A 20,146-nucleotide genomic window follows, 5' to 3' on the forward strand; every position below is an offset into this window, starting at 1 on the left:
GTCACGACTCCATACTGCCCCCTCACCGGGCGCGAACTCTAACCGAGGCTCGAGATGAACGTTCGCACTTCGGACACGAATCGTGTCGGATCCTCCACGAACGGGCCGTGATTGCAGCCTTCCCAGTACGACGCCTGGGACTTGGGAATCAGTTCCTCGGCGTGCTTACCTGCACTCACGTCGACGACGGAGTCCTCGGTTCCGTGCAGAACGAGAACGGGGATATCCAGGTTGCGGAGCAAGTCGTCGTGACCGACAGCACGGTTGAACAGTGCTGCGCGCACCCGCGGACGCGTCGAGAGGCTGTTCCCGAACAAGGCCTGCGACGCTGCACCCTTGCCCTCGGGTGGGCCGGTGAGAGCATTGCCGAAAGCGCCGAGTGCACGGATCGCCTCGCGGGGATCTTCGGACATCGCGCCGGGAACTGCGCTACGCATCGCCGAGCCGACCTTGCCACCTTTTTCGCCGCGCCCGATGCTGGTGATCGCCCCGACCAGAACCGCACCCGCCACCGCGCCGGTGCCGTGCACTGCCAGGTAATCGCAGATCACCAGACCGCCGTACGACCAGCCGAGCAGGATCGCGTTCTCGGTGACGCCTTCGGCCGCAAGAACAGCCGCGACGTCGCCGGCCCAGTTCGCGGAGTCGTCGTATCCGGATTCGGGCGCATCGGAGTAACCGTGGCCGCGCAGATCGACGGCGATCAGCCGATAGTCCGCGGCCAGGTCCGCGAGGACCTGCTCGCCCCAGCACTGCGAGGACTGAGCCCAGCCGTGCAGCAACACCAGCGGGGTCCCCGCCGAATTTCCGGTTACTCGATAGACGATGGACGTGCCGTCGACGCTGACGGCTTCACGAATAGACATGCCGTCACGATAGAGGCTGCGACTGCGGCGCCGACGGCGAGCATGTAGGCCGACGGGACGCCGTAGCGATCGATCAGCTGTCCGGCCAGCGCAGACCCGAGCGCCACGCCGACGCCGAGGCCGGTAACCGTCAGGGTCATTCCCTCGGTGAGCTTTTCCGGCGGGACGATCTGTTCGACCAGGGCTGTCGCGATGATGAGCGTCGGTGCGATGGTCGCGCCCGCCAGCACGTAGGCACCCGCAAGTGCGGCCACGTTTCCGACCAACAGAAGCGGGACGCTGAGAACGGCGACCGCCGAGGACGCGATCATCAACTGCCCGCGCAGCGATCGCGCCGGGTGCATCGACCCGAAGATCAGTCCCGCGATTCCCGAACCGCCGGCGAACAGCGCGAGGACCAGCGTCGCCGACCCCGGCGAATTCTGTTCCTTGGTGAACGCGATGGCGCCGACGTCGATGACGCCGAAGATCGTTCCGAGCATCACCATGATCACGATGACGATCCACATCACGTGGTTACCGAGAACCGATCGTCCGCGGCCGGGTCGACGCGGATGCACCTTCGGTTCGGTTCCGCGCTGTATGACCAGCAGCAGGGTTCCGGTGACCAGCAGGATCAACCCTGCCAGTGGTCCAGCCTCGGGGAAGAGCCCGATGCTCAGACCTACCGATATGACCGGGCCCGCCACGAAGCAGAGCTCGTCCACCACCGATTCGAAGGCGAAGGCGGTGCGCAGCTGAGGTTTTCCGACATAGATCGCCACCCACCTGGCGCGAATCATCGCGCCGATCGTCGGAGTGGCGCCGCCGGGGACGACCAGAACGAACAGCAGCCAGTCGGGAGCTTCCATCCGGACTGCGAGCAGGAGCGCCCCGATCGCGGTGACGCTCACGGCTGCGGCAATCGGCAGGACCGCTCGCTGTCCGAAGCGGTCGACCGCACGCGAGACCGCGGGCGCGATGATCGCCGACGAGAGCGCAAAAACCGCGGCGAGCGCGCCGGCGAGCGCGTAGTCACCACGAAGTTGCGAGATCATCGTCACGATTCCGATACCGATCATGGCGATCGGCAGCCTTGCGACAAATCCGGCGGCCGAGAAGGCGACCGATCCGGGGGCGGCAAAGATCTCGCGGTAGGCGCTCAGCAGGCCTTTGTTGGTGGATTCGCTCATGTCAGCTTCTCGTGCACTGAACAAGGTTCACAGAGCCGAGGCCGACTCGACAAATCGTTTTCACTGTGCGCTCGGGTTGACCTGTCGGTAACTTGCCTTACGATTGCGCGAATGAGTGTCCTGGTGTGTTTCCACGCCCATCCCGATGACGAAGTTTTCACTACGGGCGGCGTGATGAGAATGGCCGCCGACGCAGGTCACCGCGTCGTAGTCGTCACCGCTACCGACGGTGCTCTCGGTGAATTCCCCGACGGACTGTTGGACGAATACGAGACGTTGGCTCAGCGCCGCAGCCGTGAGCTCGAGGCGTCCACCGACGCGTTGGGTGCCAGTCGCGTCGTGTCCCTGCACTACCCGGATTCGGGGATGGTGGGTACGCCCGAGAACGAGAATCCGGAAGCGTTCTGCAACGTCGACGTCGAGAAGGCCGCCGAGCGTCTGGCCGAGGTTCTTCGTGAAGAGAACGCCGATGTCCTGACCATCTACGACCCCAACGGCGGATACGGCCACCCGGATCACATCCAGGTCCACCACGTCGGCGTTCGTGCTGCAGAACTCGCGGGCACGCCGTTCGTCTACGAGGCGTCCACCAACCGCGATCACATGAAGATGCTGATGCAGGCCAACCCCGAGTGGACCGAGGAGGCGCAGCCGCCGGACATCGAATCGTTCGGGCTTCCGGCTGACCAACTCACCACCGCGGTCGATGTCAGTTCGGTGATCTCGTCCAAGCGCGCGGCCATGTACGCGCACGCAACGCAGGTCGGCGATTTCGGCCCGTTCCTCGAAATGCCGACGGAGCAACTCGCCGCGGCATTCGGCACCGAGTGGTTCCGTCGTCGCAACGCGCCGGAAGGGCTGTCGGAAACCGCCCTGCCCCTGTGAGTCACCGCCCTCGATAAACCGAAGTCCCGACGGAGGTTTCGGCGGCTCGTTACCATCGGTAGGCATGGACCTCGAACAACTTGTCGCGAGCATGCCTTTTGCAGTTCACACCGGTATTCAGTTGGACAGCGCGGCACCCGAACAGGTTGTCGGCCATCTGGATTGGGACAGCCACCGCACCACCGCCGGCAACGGAATGCACGGCGGCGCCTTGATGACGCTGGCAGACAGCGTCGGCGCCGTCTGTGCATTCCTCAATCTGCCGCCCGGCGCAAGTACGTCCACCACCAGTTCGTCGACCGTCTTCACTCGCGGCGTGCGCAAGGGCACGGTCACCGCAACCGCCCGGCCACTGCATGCGGGGCGCAGCACCGTCGCGGTGGTGACCGAGATCCGCGACGACGAGGGCCGCCTCGTCGCTCAGGTCACCGCATCACAGGCAGTACTGGGACCGTGAAGCTTCCCGCGTACCGCGCTTCGGGTGCCACCCTGCCGTACGGCAATCTGCTTGCCTCCCATGACGTTGCGATGGAGGGTTACTTCTGGCGATTCACGATGCCAGACAGCGGACGGGTGGTGATCGCGCTCGCCGGAATCAACAAGGCCGACGGCGACAGCTGGTCGACGCTCGGTCTCGCGGCACACCCAGGCGGATTCCTCCGCACTGCTGAGCATCCGAATGGATCGGCCGATCCCCGTATCCTGGGGGCCTACGCCGACAACGCTTTCCGCGGCAATGCCGATCGACTCCAGGTCGATTTCGGCGACAGTCATCTCGACGTGCGCATCAGTAGTCAGCGATTCTGGCCGCACCGCCGCTTCGGGGGATCGAGTTACTTCCAATCAGTTCCCGCACTCAATCAGTACTGGCATCCGTGGCTGCTCGGCGGCCGGGTCGAGGGAAGCGCCGTCATCGACGGACAGAGCTGGGATCTCACCGGAGCGCAGGTGTACGGCGAGAAGAACTGGGGAAAGGGAGGATTCCCGGAATCCTGGTGGTGGGGACAGGCACAGGGGTTCACCGATCCTCGAGCCTGCGTGGCGTTTGCCGGCGGACAGGTCAGCGCCGGACCTCTGCGCACCGAAGTCACCGCCGTCGTTGCCGCGCTACCGGACGGAACGGTGTTGCGGCTGGGTAATCCTCTGACGTCACAGGTGGAGACGACGGTGTCCGACGATCGCTGGACGCTTCGGGGTTACAGCCGGAAGTGGAGCGTCGACATCGACGGGACCGCACCCATCGCCGACGCACACATACTTCCTGTTCCGATACCTGCCGAGCGTCGAAACGTACCAGGAGCGCTCGAGCATCTCGGTGGAACGATGTCGGTCATCGTCCGGCGACGCGGCACCATCGTCTGGAAGGACAGGTCGAGGTTGGCTGCTCTCGAGCACGGCGGATTGGATCGGGCGCAGGCCGAACTCACTCGGCGGGAACAGCTCTCGCAAGATCGATGAGAGCGGAGGCCGCAGGATTCTTGCCGCCCGACGAACGCCAGACCAATACCAGCCGAGATCGCGCCTCCGGTTCGAGATCGATCCGATGCAACTCCCCCACTGCCGACTCGGGAAGCACGGCCATTCCCAGCCCCTGCGCGGCCAATGAAACGATGATGCCGAGGTTGCTTGCCTCGAGCGCAACCGTCGGCGTGGTGCCGGCCGCGGCGCATGCGAAGTTCAGACACGTCCTGATACCGGTTCCCTCCGGCAGACAGATGACCGATCGCGTGGCGAGCTCGGCAAACGGTAGAGACGACACCTCGGCCAGCGGATGATCCGTTGCCACTCCGGCCACCAGTCGTTCGTCGGTGATCACCCTCGATTCGAGCCCTTCCGGCAGCTCTCCCGCCACCCCGATGACGGCTATGTCGAAGGTTCCGTCCAACACTCCGGCAAGCAGACTGCGCGAATCGTCCTCGGCCAGCGAAATGTCCAGTCCGGGGTGTTTGTTGTGCAACCGACTCAGCAGATCTGTGAGGTCGGCGGAAGCGCAGGCGGTAACCATCCCGACCGAAACGGAACCCCGAACCAGTCCGTTCAAGGCATCGACAGCGTCGCGGGTGCTCTGAACGGCAGCAAGTGCAGCGTAGGCGTGCGGGAGGACAGCTCGCCCGGCGTCGGTCAGACAAACGGTTCGACCACTACGATCGAGCAATTCCTGCCCCAACTCACGTTCCAGCCGTTTGACCTGGGCACTCACACCCGGTTGGGCTACGTGAAGCCGCTCGGCGGCGCGAGTGAAGTTGGCTTCCTCCACTACCGTGACAAAGTATTCGAGCTGCCGAAGTTCCATAACTGCTGATTCTAGCTGCGAGACAAACTAGATCTTGGACTTATCGCCGGAGTACTAGAACGATGGAAGCATGACAACAACAGATGACGTTCAGAAGGCCGGAACCCCGGAAGACATCGCGAAGCTTTTTGTGCAGTTCGCCAACGCTGGTGACGCAGACGCCGTCGCCGCACTTTACGAGGAGGATGCGGTGATGGCCTTCCCTCCCGGATCCCTCACCGTGGGCCGCCAAGCCATCCGCGAGGTGATCTCTCAGATGCTGGCAGCTGCACCGAGATTCACCGTCGAGGAATCTCTACCGACGGTGATCAGCGGCGACCTGGCCATGACCTCGACCAAACCTTCCGACGGAACCGGCGGGCGCACGCAGGTCGCGCGCCGCCAGCCCGACGGATCATGGTTGCGAGTCTTGGATCGACCGGAACTCTGACTGCCCTCTTCGCAGTCAGACGGCCGACGCGCGGCGCATAGCCGCAGCGGGATCAGCAAACAGTGAGCTCAGTGACACGACCGTGGAAGCGTATTCCTGAACCCGATTGCCGAAACCGGTAATTCGAATGTCCTTACGCTCCAAGGAGGATGCCGTCGAGAAAGCCTCGGCGACATGGGGCACCCCGGCCGGATAGTCGGTGAATGCCTGACCACCCAGAATCACACGATCCGGGTTGAACAGGTCACGCAGCATCGCCACTGTCCGGCCGAGGACGCGTGCTCGATCAACCAGAAGCTCGTGTGCCGGAATGGAACCCGACGACGCGGCCCGGTAGACGTCCGCGATCGTGACACGCTCGCTGCCCTGGATCACGGCGCCCGAAGACAAAGCCTGCGCGACTACGGCGCGGTCACTGATCGTCGCTTCAAGGCAACCCACGGCTCCGCAGGTGCACCGTGCGGACGAACCGGTGGGGAGGTGCGCGATCGAACCGGGTCCGCTGGACGGCGTGTGCACTCGCCCTTCGAAAGTGATTGCGATGCCGGCAGTTTCACGAGCGTAGAAGTACAGGCCGGTAGTGCCCGGCGTCGGGGCTTCGGCACGGTCGGTGCTGAGCAGTAGTTCCGACGCGGCCATCGCCTCGACGTGGGCGGCTACCGATACAGGGAGATCCAAGCCGGCTCCGATGATGGACCCGACCTTGGCGCCCTTCCATCCCAGACGCGGGTGATCGACGACTCCGGTCGCTGAATCGACGCGACCGCCGATGGCCACGCCGACGGCGAGCGGACGACGCTTGTGCCACCGCGAGGCAAAGGATTTGGCCGAGCGCGCAATGGTGGCAAGCGCGACAGCAGAATTGGTGGCAGGCGTCGGAATCTCGACGGCGCCGAGCACCTTTCCACGAATGTCGCTGGCGATGATGCTGGTGACGACGGCACCGATGTGGATGCCGACTGTCAGATAAGGCTCGTGGTTGACCTCGAACGGAACTCGCGGACGCCCGATTGCTCCGGAGGCCGTCAGGTCCGCGCGTTCGCGCAGGATCCCGAGGTCCAGCAGGCTCGTGACCTGCCGGTTCACGGTGGCGATGCTCAGCCCTGATGCCTTTGCCGCAGTGTCACGTGAGAGCGGCCCACGGGATCGAGCAATGCGCAACACAGTCGCGGACGGACCGTCGGCGATGCGTAGTTCGGGCGCAACTATCTGGGTACGGGTCCGGGTTCCCGAGAGCGCGGTTCGCGATCGGATGTTCGGAATGGCGGAGATTGTGGGTGTCGACATGGCTGTCCCTTGCAGAAGGAGGAGAAGGCGCATATCTCTGTCGACCGAGAAATCAGCGTTTCCACTGGTCACACGAAGAAATAGACAGAAAAGGCGCAGAAATTAGCTGCAGAAAGAACGGCGGCGACAACACAGCTCTCGCGCCAGAGGCAGACGCGAACCAAGCGCAGCGGTCACATAGGTGACCCGCAAAGCGGCAGGCTGGTCGGTCGACATGGCTCCAAAAGTAGCAGCTTCACCGAGATTCACAAATCAGGTGCGGTAACGATCACACTGAACGCAACCCTGTCGGGGCGAAATCTCGCGTGTTTGGGTGGGCACACTCCCCACGAAAGGTGCACCATGTCTACAGCTTTCGCCAAGCCGACCCTCACGAATTCGGCATCAACGAACGGAGCGGCCGTTGACGCCGCTCGCGGCACTGTCACCACCCTCGGCGCGCATATCGGCGCCCGAATCGACGGAATCACTCTCGGCGGGCATCTCGACCCGGCGACGATTTCCCTCATCCGGCAAGCACTTCTCGAACACAAGGTGATCTTCTTTCGCGGGCAAGACCACCTCGACAACGATTCGCAGTACGAGTTCGCCCAGCTGCTGGGTACCCCGACCACTGCCCACCCCACCGTGAAGTCGCACGGCGCAAAAGTTCTGCCCATCGACTCGGACCTGGGCAAGGCCAACAGCTGGCACACCGACGTCACCTTCGTCGACCGCATCCCCAAGGCTTCGATCCTGCGCGCGGTGCAGCTACCCGAATACGGCGGTTCCACGACGTGGGCGTCGGGGGTAGCCGCCTACAACGGACTGCCGGATCCGCTCAAGGCGCTCGCGGAGAACCTCTGGGCTCGCCACACGAACGTCTACGACTATGCGGCAACCAGCGCCGAGCGGCTCACCGAAGATCGCACGGCCGCCTACCGCGAGGAGTTCCAGTCCACGTACTTCGAGACGGAACACCCGGTGGTGCGGGTCCACCCCGAAACCGGAGAACGCACGCTCGTCCTCGGACATTTTGTCAAGAACTTCGTCGGGTTGAGCACCGAACAGTCGAACGGTGTATTCAAGCTCTTGCAGGATCACGCCATCAAGCTCGAGTACACGACGCGGTGGAACTGGGAAGCGGGTGACGTCGCGATCTGGGACAACCGCGCCACCCAGCACTACGCGATCGCCGACTACGACGATCAGTACCGGCGTCTGGAGCGCATCACCCTTGCCGGCGACATCCCGGTCAACATCCACGGGGAACGAAGCCGCAGCATCGCCGGCGACGCTTCCGAATACTCGATCATCGAAGGCGCCTCGACTCTCCCATGACTTCACCGGATTCCGCCCCTCCTCCGCACGCCCGCGGATACGAAGGCTTCGAGGGTCGAATCGGCCGCACCGCAGCCGATTCGACCCCGTCGTGGCCCACCTCCACGACCCCGATTCCCGGATCACCCAACATCGTCGTGGTTCTGATCGACGACATGGGGTACAGCGACATCGGGCCGTTCGGCTCCGAGATCGAGACTCCCACCCTCGACCGCCTTGCCGCGCAGGGCATTCGGATGACCAACTACCACACGACGCCCCTCTGCTCGCCGTCGCGCGCAGCTCTTCTCACCGGCCTGAATCCGCACCGCGCCGGGTACGGTTTTGTCGCCAACGCCGATCCGGGCTACCCCGGACTGCGTCTGGAATTGGCCGACGACGTCCAGACACTCCCCGAAATCCTCCGCGGCGCGGGCTATGCGACCTATGCCGTCGGCAAGTGGCACCTCGTACGCGACGCCAACCTGGCCCCGGGACGAAGTCGTGACTCCTGGCCGACGCAGCGCGGTTTCGATCGCTACTACGGCTCACTCGAAGGCCTCAACTCCTTCTACTATCCCAATCAACTGATCTCCGACAATTCTGTGGTCGACGTGGACGAGTACCCCGAGGGGTACTACCTCACCGACGATCTGACCGACAAAGCGGTCGGGTACATCAAGGACCTCCGCGCCCACGATCAGGACAAGCCGTTCTTCCTCTACTTCGCACACGTCGCCATGCACGGACCGTTGCAGGCCAAGCCTGCCGACCAGGAAAAGTACCGCGGCCGCTACGACGAAGGGTGGGATCGAATCCGCGAGTCGCGGTTCGCCTCTCAGCTCGTGCAAGGCCTCTTTCCGGAAGGTACGCAACAAGCACCGCGAAACTCCGAACCCGGCTTCGACGTCCCCGAATGGGAATCACTCACGCCGGAAGTGCAGTCCAGGTTCGCCCGCTACATGGAGGTGTACGCGGCGATGGTCGACTCGATCGATCAGAGCGTCGGACGCATCGTCGACACCCTGGACGAACTCGGCGAGCTCGACAACACGATCATCGTCTTCACCTCCGACAACGGCGGCACCGCCGAGGGCGGTTCGGACGGGACCCGAAGCTACTTCGCACAGTTCGCGCATATTCAGGATCCGGACTGGGTGGGCGATGTCCCCCACGACGAATCCCTCATCGGCGGACCTGAATTGGGCGTCCACTATCCACGTGGATGGGGACAGACGTCCAACACCCCGTTCCGGTTCTACAAAGGGCAATCCTTTGCCGGCGGGATCCGTGTTCCTTTTCTCCTGTCCTGGCCCGCTGGATTGAAACCCGGAGCAGACGACAACGGGATTCGCGACCAGTTCGCGTACGTCACCGACCTGACCCCTACGCTGCTCGAACTGGCCGGAATCGACGCACCCAGTGTGCGAAACGGGCTCCCGGTGAAAGAGTTCGACGGGGTGTCTTCCGCGTCCGTTCTGCGTTCGTCTGCCGCTCCGAGCACTCACACCGAGCAGTACACCGAGATGACCGGCAACCGTGGCTACTACAAGGACGGCTGGAAACTGCTGGCTCTCACCCCGGCGGACATCGACAAACCGCACTGGCAGTTGTTCGACGTCCGCACCGACCCGACCGAGCTCGACGACCTGGCATCACGGTTTCCCGACAAGGTTCGCGAACTCGCCGAGGCCTGGGACCACTCGGCGTGGGCGAACACCGTGTTTCCTCTACTCGGCAATACCGTCGGCGCGGTTCGCCGTCCGGAGGAAGGAGCACTCTCACGCCCGGTGCGACTACTTGCCGGAACGCCCCCGCTGGAGCGCTACCGCTCATCCAAGCTGATCGGGTTCCGCGACTTCGACATCACGGTCGAACTCGACGGTTACCGCGAAGGTGACGCCGGTGTCCTTGTCGCCCATGGCGATCCGCAGGGTGGGTACCTTCTCTACGTCGAGGACGGGCACCTGCATCTCGGGTACAACGCGTTCGGTTCCTACTCCGTTGTCGACGCCGGACCGCTGGCGCTCGGCACCGAACGCATCGAGCTGTCGGTGACGGTGGTACCGCGGTTGCGTTGGGATCTCCACGTCAGCGTCGACGGCATTCACGCGGGCCAGCTGCTCGGGCAAGTACAACTGGTGGGAATGGCGCCGTGGACCGGTATCTCGGTCGGTGTCGACGCCAGGGGACCTGTGTCGTGGGAGGTACGACGACGCCATGGTCCCTTCCGGTACAGCGGCGCGCTGCGCGCCGTCACCTACACACCCGGTCGGATACAAGTACCGCGTCGTCACATCGAATCCATCGAACGGGAAGCAGAGTATGCCGCCGACTAGCCCTACGATTGCATCATGACCATTTCTTCCGATGCCCGCATCGCCGTAGTCACCGGAGCCAGCTCCGGAATCGGTGAGGCCACCGCCCGCACCCTGGCAGCTCAGGGATTCCACGTCGTGATCGGTGCTCGCCGCGTCGATCGTCTCGAGAAGATCGCCGAGGAAATCGGTGGTACCGCTCTCGAACTCGACGTCACCGACGAGGATTCCGTCGACGCGTTCGCGGCCGTGGTCCCACGTGTCGACGTGTTGGTCAACAACGCGGGTGGTGCAAAGGGTCTGGCAACAGTCCTGGACGCCGATCTGGACGACTGGCGGTGGATGTGGGAGACCAATGTTCTGGGCACGTTGCGTGTGACGAAGGCACTGCTGCCCAAGCTGATCGATTCGGGTGACGGTCTGGTCGTGACCATCACCTCGGTGGCCGCGCTGGAGGCATACGACAACGGCTCGGGCTACACCACCGCCAAGCACGCTCAAGCCGTCCTTCATCGGACATTGCGTGGTGAACTGTTGGGCAAGCCCGTTCGACTGACCGAAATCGCGCCGGGAGCCGTCGAGACGGAGTTCTCACTCGTCCGGTTCGAGGGCGATCAGGACAAGGCCGACAAGGTGTACGAGGGAATCACACCGTTGGTGGCGCAGGACATCGCCGAGATCATCGGTTTTGTCGCGTCGCGGCCGTCACATGTGAACCTCGATCAGATCATCGTCAAGCCGAGGGATCAGGCAAGCCCCGGTCGGTTCCACCGCACCACCAGCTAGTTCGAATCGTTCTGACTAACCAGTGCGAATCACCCGGTGCAGGACGAGGCCGAGATTGCGTGCAATCTCGGCCTCCGTCATTTCCGTGGAAGCGCTACGGGCACTTACGGTTTCATCAGCGGTGACGATGTACCGACCATCTCCGGCATAGTCGTACCAGTGGAACGTTATGCCGTCGTCTGTCGGTCTGCTGTCCACTGCTCCTCCCGGGTATGTGGTGACTTCACCGATCGAGGTCCGCTCTCGGCCGAAGAATCTGCTCACTTCCTCGCTCCCGCGCGCACCGGCGGCACTGCTCAGGAAGCTCGCTCTACCGGAAGTTTTCGGCCTTTCGATGCTCACACCACGCTCCGATCCAGCGGGGCAGGTCGGCAGGTGATCGACGAGCATCCGTGGAATTGCCGATGGGCGTACCACGGTGAAAACCACGTCGGAGCCACAGTCGACAGTCCTGCCGGGCAGTTGAGTCAGGAGCACCCCCAGGTCGCCGGCAACAACGCCGTGCAATCGCGTCACCGTACTCATGTTCTGCCCGTGAAAACCGGAAACCTCAACGCGAGCATCAGGATTCGCAAGAGCACCGAGAACGTGATGCAGCCGATCGTCGAGCAACCAAGCCAGGTGTGCTCCCGCTCGACGTCGCTCTTCTGTCAGCTCGTTCATGGTTTCGGCCGTCGGACGAAACCGCAGCGGGTACGGGAGTCGGTCACGTCCGACCGCTTCCCAGAGAATCTGGAATTCGAGGCCGGTGAACTGCCACTGCATGGTGGTCATTCGCCCAGCACCGCCGGGGAGACCATCGGTAGGTCGCCGACCAGGGCGTTGCCGTTCTCGACTGTGACGAGGTAGCCGGGGGTGTCGTGAACGTTGTCTTCGTCTTGCCCTTGCCCTCGTCCCGGTGCCATGCCGCCGACGCCACCCATCGCGCCCCGACCGCTCTGCGCGCCCGTCGCCGAGGTACCGCCAGCTCCGTTGACGCCCCCACGCCCGCCATTGGCGAGGCCGCCCACGCCGCCAGGGCCGAGAGCGCCACCTCCGGTTCCACCTGGCCCGAAGCCTCCGGTACCGATTCCACCAGCAGGACCACCACCCGAACCGCTACCTACCAGGCCTGACGGCGTTCCGGAACCAAGCTGAGCGCCATTCGGAGTTGCACGAGCTAGGCCATCTGGCGCTGCACCGGCGGACAGTGGACCGGCATGTGCCGCCGTGGTCCCGGCCGGGTCGGAACCGGTTCCGGATCGAACTGCATCGACGTTCGGATTCCCTTGGGCATCAACGCCGCTACGGTTGTCACCATTTCCGGTATCGGTGCCGGACGGATTCTGACCGGAACCGTGTCCGGGCGGGTTTGCCCCGCCGGAGTTTCCACCGTCCGCTCCCCCACCGACTCCGCCACCCGATGTAGATGGCGTGCCGAGCCCGTTTCCTGAACCCGAAAAGTTCCCGCCGTCGGCACCACCACCACCGAATGCGCCGCCACTTCCAGCCCCGCCACTTCCAGCCCCTCCATCGCCGGTGACCGGATTGAATGCGGCCGGGAGGATCGGCACCTGATCGTCCGCACGCTTCATGGACGGCAGATACACGTCCTTCATCACCTGGCGCGCTTGACGTTCGGCTTCTTCGGCTTCGTATTGGGCCTGCTTCCATGTAGCCCCGGGAACCATGCTGAGAAACCTCTCGACCGTCGAGGCGCCGTCGGGGGCCGGAATCGAGCGTTTGGCCTCGTCGAGTGCGATCTTCGCCTCCTCGATCTTGTTCGAGATCAGATCGACCCGCACCTTCAGCTCACCCGCATCAGCCGAGTAGGCCAGCACTGCTTCCAGCGCAGCCGAGCCGCCGCGCCCCTGCCAGCCTTCGGTGATCGCACCGTTCACGTCGTTCTGGAACTTCCCGATGCCGGCTTCGACCCGGCCTGCAATGGCCTTCCAAGCCTCACCGATCGCACTCAGGGTTGCCGGATTCATCTCGTTGACGTGGTCGAAGATTTCGGAGTGCGACATCGCATCGAACGGATCGTCGTCCACGATTGCGTGTTCGCTGTACTCGAGCGACGACGTCTGGGCGGTGAGGGCATCGCGCTCACCCCAGGCTCGTGCGCGCTCCACATCGGCGTCGACGGTCGCAGCAGCCATCTCGTCGTCGAACGCGCCGCGGTCGTCGGTTATGGATTGCACCAGAGCAGATGTAGCGATTGCGCTCGCGATGGGAGTGCCGACAACTGGCAATGCCGCCACGCCAGGAGGCACGGCCTGCGTCGCTTCGGAGATTCTTCCCAGCACGTCTTCCAGAAATGGAATGCCCACCGCTGTCCCCCTGAAGTCGAAAACCCCCGTCGGACTCCCCCGAGCCGACAGCACTTACCTGTACAGACGCAAGCAGAGCCCGGACGGTTCCCTCATCCACGGATTTACCGCAGTACAGAGTTACGGCAGTGCCGACATCGACTTCCAGGTCGGCAGATCGATTGCCCAGTCGTAGATGTCGCCGTCCGCAGGAGACAGGTCGATCGACGTGCCGGTCACCTCTACGGGGTCACCGTAGAGGGCGGTTCCGAAGTATTCCTGCGCGTCGGATGTCGACAGGTTGATGCAACCGTTCGTGACGTTCGACGAGCCCTGCACCCCGGTGGTCTCAGGATTGGCGTGGATGAATTCGCCGTTGTTGGAGATGCGCACGGCCCAACGCTCACGCACGTTCTCGTAGAACGGCGGATTGGACATCATGAAGTCTTCGTACTTCTCCGTCACCATGTGAATGCCGCTGCGCGTGACGTTGCGAGGTTCGTTTCCCTCGCCGTAGCTGACGGGAATGTCCATAATCGTCTGACCGTCGCGCACCACCTGCATGCGGTGGCTGGGCGCATTCGCCTTCACGATCTGGCTACGACCGATCGTGAAGTCGAGCGTGAGATCCTGGTCGCCGAAGGCGCCACCGCCGTAGTTCAAGCCGTAGAGCTTGGCGTCCAGATGGACAGTCGTGCCCGGCACCCAGTAATCGGCCGGACGCCAATGGGCCCGCGATCCGCCGTTGTCGTCGGCCAGCCAAGCCCACGATCCGGCGGTGGGCGGCACGGTGGTCACGACAAGCGCCTTCTCGACGGCCGCCTTGTCGACGACGGAGTTGTCGAACTGCAACGTGATCGGTGCCGCGATACCAACTTCTTGGCCGTCGGCGATGTTGAGGGTGGCGCCGGTGGTCGACTCCGGGGCAACCGTCGTAAAGCTCCCTTGGACTGGCACGGATTTACCGTCGGTCCCGGTTGCCGAGCCCGACCACGAATACGTGGTGCCGTAGCCGAGTGCCTCACTGACGGTGAACGATGTCTTGTCAGGCGACAATTGTCCTGCAACGGCTTTACCGGCCGCATTGCTGAGGCTGACGTCGGACAGCGTTCCCTGGGTCACCGCCACCGAGACGGGGGCGACCGGGCTGACATCTTTGGTGCCGGGCGCCGGGGTCGACACCACGGTCGCCACCGGTGCTGGCTCGGCGGCCGCCGCGCCGCCCTGTCCGTCCTTGCCACCGATCGTGCAGCCGACGACGGCCACCATCACAGCGAGCAATACAGCTACCAACGCAACAAGACGCGAACGACTTCTCCTACCACCCAGCTCATGCACTTCAACAGGCTACCTGCGGGCTCCGTCAGGAATCAGATGGTGCAGCCCACAGTTACCGGTTCCGGTTCCAGGTGGACACCGAACGCGGCTTCGACGCCGTCGCGCACTGTCCGCGCGAGCGAGACCACATCCGCGCTCGTTGCCGACCCTCTGTTGGTCAACGCCAAGGTGTGTTTCGTCGACAGCCTGGCCGGTGCATCTTCACCGGGATAACCCTTCGAGAATCCGGCCCGTTCGATCAACCATCCGGCCGAGAGCTTGGTTCCACCACTGCCCGGGAACTGCGGCACGGTGACGTCTCCGAGCTGTTCGGTTATTGCTCCGAGCACAGCGGGCAGCTTGTCGTCCGGCACCACGGGGTTGGTGAAGAAGGAACCCGCGCTCCAAGTGTCGTGGTCGTACGGATCGAGCACCATCGCCTTACCCGTCCGAAGACCCAGAACTGCCTCGCGGACCTGCGACGCAGGTAACCGCTCGCCTTCTTCGGCCCCGAGTGCGGTGAACAGTTCGCGGTACGCGAGCGGGGCACTCAGTCCGTCGGTCGACGCATCGAATTCGACGGCGAGAACCACTGCTGCATCGGAATGCTTGAGAACGCTCGACCGGTAACCCAATTCGAGTTTCGACGGTTCGACCCACGACACTTCGCCACTGCGTCGGTCGAGCAATTGAACCTGCCGGAGCCGCGAGCCCACCTCGACGCCGTACGCGCCGACATTCTGCACCGGCGTCGCACCGGTCGAGCCCGGAATCCCGGACAGGCACTCGAGGCCACCCAGTTCCGCGGCGACCGATTGACCGACTACTTCGTCCCACACCGCGCCCGCTTCGGCGACGACGCGGTCCGTGTCGAGGCTCACGGTGGTGTTGGCCACACGAACGACAACTCCGTCGAATCCCGAGTCGGAGATCACGAGATTGGATCCGCCGGCGAGAATCAGCGTCGGGATCTGCTCGCGATCGAGCAGCGTCACGACGTCGATCAACGACTGCGTCGTCGGACATTCGGCGAGCAGCCGCGCCGGTCCCCCGATTCGGAGCGTCGTCAATCCCGACAAGTCAACGTTCTCGGACACGAAAGCGCCTGATTCCACGACGCGTCTGCCAATGGTTACGTCCCACACATCGATAAACGGTAGCCTCCACAATCGTGAGCCGTCGCATCGAGCATTCGTCGAAGTACACAGTCCCCGCCGAGAAGGTCCATGAGGCGGTGACCTCCGAGCAGTACTGGCGCGACCGAATCGTCGCTGTCGGTGGTCCCGGCGCAACGATCGAAGAGCTGACCGTTCGCGACGAGACCGTCGCGGTCACGATGTCGCAGATCATTGCCGCAGAGCATCTCCCCAGCATGGTGTCGAAAGTCGTCAACGGCGACATCGTCATCAAGCGCAGTGAAACGATGGCGCCTTTCAAGGACGGCAAGGCCACCGGCACCTTCTCCGCCCACGTCGACGGCGTTCCCGCCCGTGTCGAGGGCACGCAGGTGCTGACAGGTGACGAGAACTCCGCCACTCTCGAGATCGACGGTGAGGTCGAGGTCAAGATCCCGTTCCTCGGCGGAAAGATCGAAAGTGCGATTGTCGACGAGGTTGTCCGGCTCATCCAGGCCGAACAGGACTTCACCCGGGAGTGGATCGCGAAGTAAAACCCTGCGGGCGGCGGCAGTTGTGGATACAGCCGATTTGGCTTGTCACAGCGTGTAACCGGTATTCTTTTCGATCATGGCTCGCCGCATCGACTACTCCGCCCGCTATCAGCACTCCCCCGAGCAGGTCTATGCGGCGCTGGCGGACCGCTCGTACTGGGAGGCCCGTGTCGAGGAGATGCGCAAGCATTCCGAGAACCATGTGGAACATTTCGAGGTCACCGATTCCGGAATCGATCTCGTGCTCCACCACATTCTTCCGCGCACGGATTTGCCCGACATCGCTCAGACAGTGATGAAGAAGGATCTTGTCATCACTCGTAAGGAGTCGTACGGCGCCTTCGGTGACACCGTGACCGGAACGTACGAAGCGTCCATCCCGGCCGGGCCGGGGAGTTTGTCCGGCACCATGGAGTTGTTCGCGACCGATACCGGGTCCACGCTGCGAACCACGTCCGAGGCCAAGGTCTTCATACCGTTCATCGGCGCGAAGTTGGAGCAACTGATGCTCATCAACCTCGTAGATCTGTTCCGCACCGAAGCCCAGGTCACCGCGACCTGGCTCGCCGCACGCTGAACCCGGCGTGAAGAAAGCTCCACCCCCGAAGATCGAGGGGGTCATCACCCGTGGCACGACGGGAATCAACAGACTGCGACGTAGTGACCGGTGGATCGTGCACAACCGCACTATCGCGCACGCCCTGAACAACGCGACCGATCCGTTGATCGTCGACCTCGGGTACGGGGCGAGGCCGGACACCACCTTCGAGATGGCAAGCCGCCTCACCGCTGTCCGGCGGGATCGACGCGTCATCGGGCTCGAGATCGACCCCGCCCGCGTGGTCGAGAGTCGTGACGGTGTCAGCTTCGCCCGTGGTGGATTCGAACTTGCCGGTCTCACACCCGTCTTCGTACGCGCCTTCAACGTGCTCCGGCAGTATCCGGAGGAGGCTGTGGACTCTGCGTGGGCACACATTCAGTCCGGTCTCGCGCCGGGCGGGCTGCTACTCGACGGAACCTGCGACGAACTCGGGAGACGTTGCGCCTGGGTGCTTCTCGACGCTGATCGTCCATTGACCCTGACACTGGCCTGGGATCCCTTCGACATCGAGCGCCCTTCCGACATCGCGGAACGTCTCCCGAAGGCTCTCATCCACCGCAACGTTCCCGGTGAGCCGATCCACGCGTTGCTCAGCGCGGCCGATCGAGCCTGGGCCACCGCCGCGCCGCACGCCTCGTTCGGACCTCGCCATCGTTGGGCTGCCGCATTGGAAATACTTCGGGCGCAAGGAATTCCCGTGCAACCCGCGCGGCGACGTCTTCGTGACTGCATCCTGACCGTGCCCTGGCACGTCGTAGCGCCGAATCCCTGAACTCACAGACGGGAAACGCCCCGCCGCGGAGGTGTTCTCCGCAGCGAGGCGTCCGTGTGCAGGCGTCGGGCTAGGACCCGAAGATGTTTTCCAGGCTTCCCAGTGAACCGGTCGAACTGCCGCCGTTGCCCGGATCGCCGCCGTCGGACGCTGCCGTCACCTTGACGGTGACTGCGGCCTGGGTCTCGGAACCGAGATAGCCGTCAGTTCCACTGAACACCGCGGTGATTCGGCGATCTCCGAGTTCAGTGAAGGTGTGCGAGAGCGTGGCCTTACCGTTCACCACCGCAACTGGTCCACCGATCGGGGTGGTTCCGTCCATGAACTGAACCGTTCCTGCGCTGAGCGTAGGTACCACTGCCGCAACAAGATCGACCTTCGCGCCCTTGACCGCTGACGCCGGAGCGCTCACGGTGATGGACGTTTCCTGATCCTCCGCGGCCGGAGCCGTGACCGAAACCGACTGAGCAGCCGAGGTAGAGGTGAGGAATCCCGCGGCACCCGAGTACACGGCCGTGATGTCATGCGTGCCGACGCTCGCGAACTCGTGCATGATCGACGCCTTGCCCTCGACGACCGGCACCGGCGAGCCGAGATTGCCCGAGCCGTCCTTGAACTGCACTGTGCCGCCCACCGGCGTCGGCGTGACGGTTACCGACAGACCAACTGCCGTACCGGTTTTTGCATCCGCCGGAACGGTCAAGACCGTCTGGGTCTGCTGGTCGGTGGGAGCCGGCGCCTTGACGTTCACGGTCTGGGCGTTCGATGTCGAGCCCAGGTAGTTACCCGAACCCGAGAACACTGCGGTGATGCTGTACTCACCCGCCACGTTGAAGGTCGGCGTGGTTGTTGCCTTACCCGAGGCGTCCACGGGAACCGGGGATCCCAGATCCCTGCCACCTTCCTTGAACTGCACGGTTCCGCCTGCAGCACCGGTCGAGACGGAGGCAGTGAACGACAAGGCCTCCCCTGTCGAACCTGTCGACGGGCCGACGAGGGTAGTCGTTGTGTTCTCCTCGACCACCACCGGAGCGACTGTCAACGCATGTGGCGCCGACGTCGAAGTCTGGTAGACACCGGAACCGGAGTACACCGCCACGATCGAATGCGCTCCGACTGCATAGGAATTCGTCAGCGAAGCCTTGCCGTTGGCATCGACGGGAACGGCGCCGCCGAGGTCGGTTGCACCGTCCTTGAACTGCACCGTGCCACCCGCCGGAGTGGGCGACACCGTAGCCTCGACGGTCACGGACTCACCTGCAACTGCACTTGCGGGACCGGTGATCGCGGTTGCAGTGCTCTTGTCCGCTTCGGACACTACGACGTCGACAGCCGACGACGTGGAGGTCGCCACCTTTGCATTACCGAGATACTTGGCCGTCACGCTGTGGGTTCGGACGTCAGCCGGTGTCCAGGCAAGCGTTGCAACACCATTGGCGAGCGCGCCCGCACCGATCTTGGTGGCACCGTCGAAGAACTCCACCGAATCACCGTCGGCACCACCGGTCACCGTCGCGCTCAGCGGAACAAGTTGTCCCAACTTCACGCCACTGGTCGGTGACAGCGTCGTCGTCGAGACGTTCTTCTGAACGTTGATCGACGGACCACGACCATTTGTCGTGTCGTCAACGAACACCGTGCCGTCGAAATGCACCGTCGTCGACAAATCAGTACCACGAGCACAATCCGCACCGACGCGATACTGGAATTCGAACGTCTTGACGTCACCACCCCACATCGGCCATTCCGTAGCACCCGCACTCAAACGAACAGAATCAGTAGCCACCTCGTTGACACGGAACGCACTACCGTTCACCGTCGCCGAACCATCGACATACGTCATACACGCCGGATGAAAATCGCGCACCGCATACAGATTGTGAACCGCGGCAGTTCGCTTGAACACCGTCTTCGACGTGATCACATCACCCTCGGACGGCGTCCCGTTACTGATCGTCCGAGTCACCTTGTACCCGTCGGAATTGAACTCCGCCGTCACCGGAGCCGCACCAGCAACCCCGACACCCGCAACCACCGCGAAACCCGCAGCAACAGCAAACACACTCAAACCTGCAACTGCACGGCGTGCAGAACCTACAGACATAGCTTTTCCTTCTCGAGAAGTGAGCGAAATGGGTGATGCCCCACCGCCGAACGCGGGCG

At 63.5% G+C, this 20,146-nt stretch carries 19 protein-coding genes; 10 read left to right on the plus strand and 9 right to left on the minus strand.

From position 1 onward, the window contains the following. Positions 1-38 precede the first annotated feature (38 nt). Positions 39-866: an alpha/beta fold hydrolase gene (locus tag QM609_RS22115; protein WP_054187838.1), complete on the minus strand. Its 828-nt coding sequence runs from the start codon at positions 864-866 to the stop codon at positions 39-41. Further along, the gene (locus QM609_RS22120) at positions 812-2,038 is read right to left on the minus strand and encodes an MFS transporter (RefSeq protein WP_003942019.1); all 1,227 of its coding nucleotides are present in this window, start codon (positions 2,036-2,038) and stop codon (positions 812-814) included. The genes QM609_RS22115 and QM609_RS22120 overlap by 55 nt, the downstream gene beginning before the upstream one ends. 111 nt (positions 2,039-2,149) lie before the next feature. On the opposite strand from QM609_RS22120, the gene QM609_RS22125 reads away from it, so the two are divergent. From QM609_RS22125 to QM609_RS22135, 3 genes are all read left to right on the plus strand, one after another. Continuing rightward, positions 2,150-2,923, plus strand: coding sequence for a PIG-L family deacetylase (locus tag QM609_RS22125; RefSeq protein ID WP_003942001.1), 774 nt, complete (start codon positions 2,150-2,152; stop codon positions 2,921-2,923). Positions 2,924-2,987: 64 nt separating this feature from the next. After that, complete coding sequence (locus QM609_RS22130; protein ID WP_003942017.1) at positions 2,988-3,380, plus strand: PaaI family thioesterase; 393 nt, start codon at positions 2,988-2,990, stop codon at positions 3,378-3,380. After that, the gene (locus tag QM609_RS22135) at positions 3,377-4,381 is read left to right on the plus strand and encodes a tocopherol cyclase family protein (RefSeq protein WP_054187839.1); all 1,005 of its coding nucleotides are present in this window, start codon (positions 3,377-3,379) and stop codon (positions 4,379-4,381) included. The genes QM609_RS22130 and QM609_RS22135 overlap by 4 nt, the downstream gene beginning before the upstream one ends. On the opposite strand, the gene QM609_RS22140 is transcribed toward QM609_RS22135, so the two are convergent. Beyond that, positions 4,347-5,216: a LysR family transcriptional regulator gene (locus QM609_RS22140; protein WP_054187840.1), complete on the minus strand. Its 870-nt coding sequence runs from the start codon at positions 5,214-5,216 to the stop codon at positions 4,347-4,349. The two genes, QM609_RS22135 and QM609_RS22140, sit on opposite strands and share 35 nt — an antisense overlap. A 70-nt stretch (positions 5,217-5,286) precedes the next feature. On the opposite strand from QM609_RS22140, the gene QM609_RS22145 reads away from it, so the two are divergent. Continuing rightward, positions 5,287-5,646, plus strand: a complete 360-nt coding sequence (locus QM609_RS22145; RefSeq protein ID WP_054187841.1) for a YybH family protein — start codon at positions 5,287-5,289, stop codon at positions 5,644-5,646. A 15-nt stretch (positions 5,647-5,661) separates the two neighbouring features. On the opposite strand, the gene QM609_RS22150 is transcribed toward QM609_RS22145, so the two are convergent. After that, positions 5,662-6,933, minus strand: a complete 1,272-nt coding sequence (locus tag QM609_RS22150; RefSeq protein ID WP_074447122.1) for an ROK family transcriptional regulator — start codon at positions 6,931-6,933, stop codon at positions 5,662-5,664. Positions 6,934-7,275: 342 nt separating this feature from the next. Here QM609_RS22150 and QM609_RS22155 point away from each other — a divergent pair, with 342 nt between their 5' ends. Genes QM609_RS22155 through QM609_RS22165 form a run of 3 tightly spaced genes read left to right on the plus strand, consistent with a single transcriptional unit; the run spans position 7,276 to position 11,336 of the window. After that, positions 7,276-8,253: a TauD/TfdA dioxygenase family protein gene (locus QM609_RS22155; RefSeq protein WP_042452972.1), complete on the plus strand. Its 978-nt coding sequence runs from the start codon at positions 7,276-7,278 to the stop codon at positions 8,251-8,253. After that, on the plus strand, positions 8,250-10,571 hold the full coding sequence (locus tag QM609_RS22160) for an arylsulfatase (RefSeq protein WP_054187842.1): 2,322 nt from the start codon (positions 8,250-8,252) through the stop codon (positions 10,569-10,571). The genes QM609_RS22155 and QM609_RS22160 overlap by 4 nt, the downstream gene beginning before the upstream one ends. Positions 10,572-10,586: 15 nt before the next feature. Continuing rightward, entirely contained in the window at positions 10,587-11,336 is a 750-nt protein-coding gene (locus QM609_RS22165; protein WP_003942076.1) for an SDR family NAD(P)-dependent oxidoreductase, read from the plus strand. Positions 11,337-11,351: 15 nt separating this feature from the next. Here QM609_RS22165 and QM609_RS22170 read toward each other — a convergent pair whose 3' ends face one another. From QM609_RS22170 to QM609_RS22185, 4 genes are all read right to left on the minus strand, one after another. Continuing rightward, positions 11,352-12,110 (minus strand): ESX secretion-associated protein EspG, encoded by a 759-nt coding sequence (locus QM609_RS22170; RefSeq protein WP_054187843.1) that lies wholly within the window; start codon positions 12,108-12,110, stop codon positions 11,352-11,354. After that, a complete protein-coding gene (locus QM609_RS22175; protein ID WP_054187844.1) occupies positions 12,107-13,645 on the minus strand; it encodes a hypothetical protein in 1,539 nt (512 codons plus the stop codon). The genes QM609_RS22170 and QM609_RS22175 overlap by 4 nt, the downstream gene beginning before the upstream one ends. Positions 13,646-13,765: 120 nt before the next feature. Then, positions 13,766-14,962 carry a L,D-transpeptidase gene (locus tag QM609_RS22180; protein WP_042452959.1) on the minus strand — a complete coding sequence of 399 codons (1,197 nt, stop codon included), beginning with the start codon at positions 14,960-14,962 and terminating at the stop codon, positions 13,766-13,768. 32 nt (positions 14,963-14,994) lie between these two features. Further along, positions 14,995-16,038 (minus strand): UDP-N-acetylmuramate dehydrogenase, encoded by a 1,044-nt coding sequence (locus QM609_RS22185; protein ID WP_047268936.1) that lies wholly within the window; start codon positions 16,036-16,038, stop codon positions 14,995-14,997. Between the two features lie 74 nt (positions 16,039-16,112). Between QM609_RS22185 and QM609_RS22190 the strand changes: the two genes are divergently transcribed. The 3 genes from QM609_RS22190 (at position 16,113) to QM609_RS22200 (ending at position 17,983) form a co-directional block, all read left to right on the plus strand. Next, positions 16,113-16,610 (plus strand): DUF2505 domain-containing protein, encoded by a 498-nt coding sequence (locus tag QM609_RS22190; protein WP_003942023.1) that lies wholly within the window; start codon positions 16,113-16,115, stop codon positions 16,608-16,610. Between the two features lie 76 nt (positions 16,611-16,686). Continuing rightward, entirely contained in the window at positions 16,687-17,187 is a 501-nt protein-coding gene (locus tag QM609_RS22195; RefSeq protein ID WP_007735352.1) for a DUF2505 domain-containing protein, read from the plus strand. Between the two features lie 7 nt (positions 17,188-17,194). Next, entirely contained in the window at positions 17,195-17,983 is a 789-nt protein-coding gene (locus QM609_RS22200; protein WP_007735354.1) for a hypothetical protein, read from the plus strand. Positions 17,984-18,053: 70 nt separating this feature from the next. Here QM609_RS22200 and QM609_RS22205 read toward each other — a convergent pair whose 3' ends face one another. Further along, positions 18,054-20,087: an Ig-like domain-containing protein gene (locus tag QM609_RS22205; protein ID WP_102999329.1), complete on the minus strand. Its 2,034-nt coding sequence runs from the start codon at positions 20,085-20,087 to the stop codon at positions 18,054-18,056. Positions 20,088-20,146: the final 59 nt, after the last annotated feature.

This window comes from Rhodococcus sp. IEGM 1302 (assembly GCF_030056935.1).
Classification (GTDB): Bacteria; Actinomycetota; Actinomycetes; order Mycobacteriales; family Mycobacteriaceae; genus Rhodococcus_F; species Rhodococcus_F qingshengii.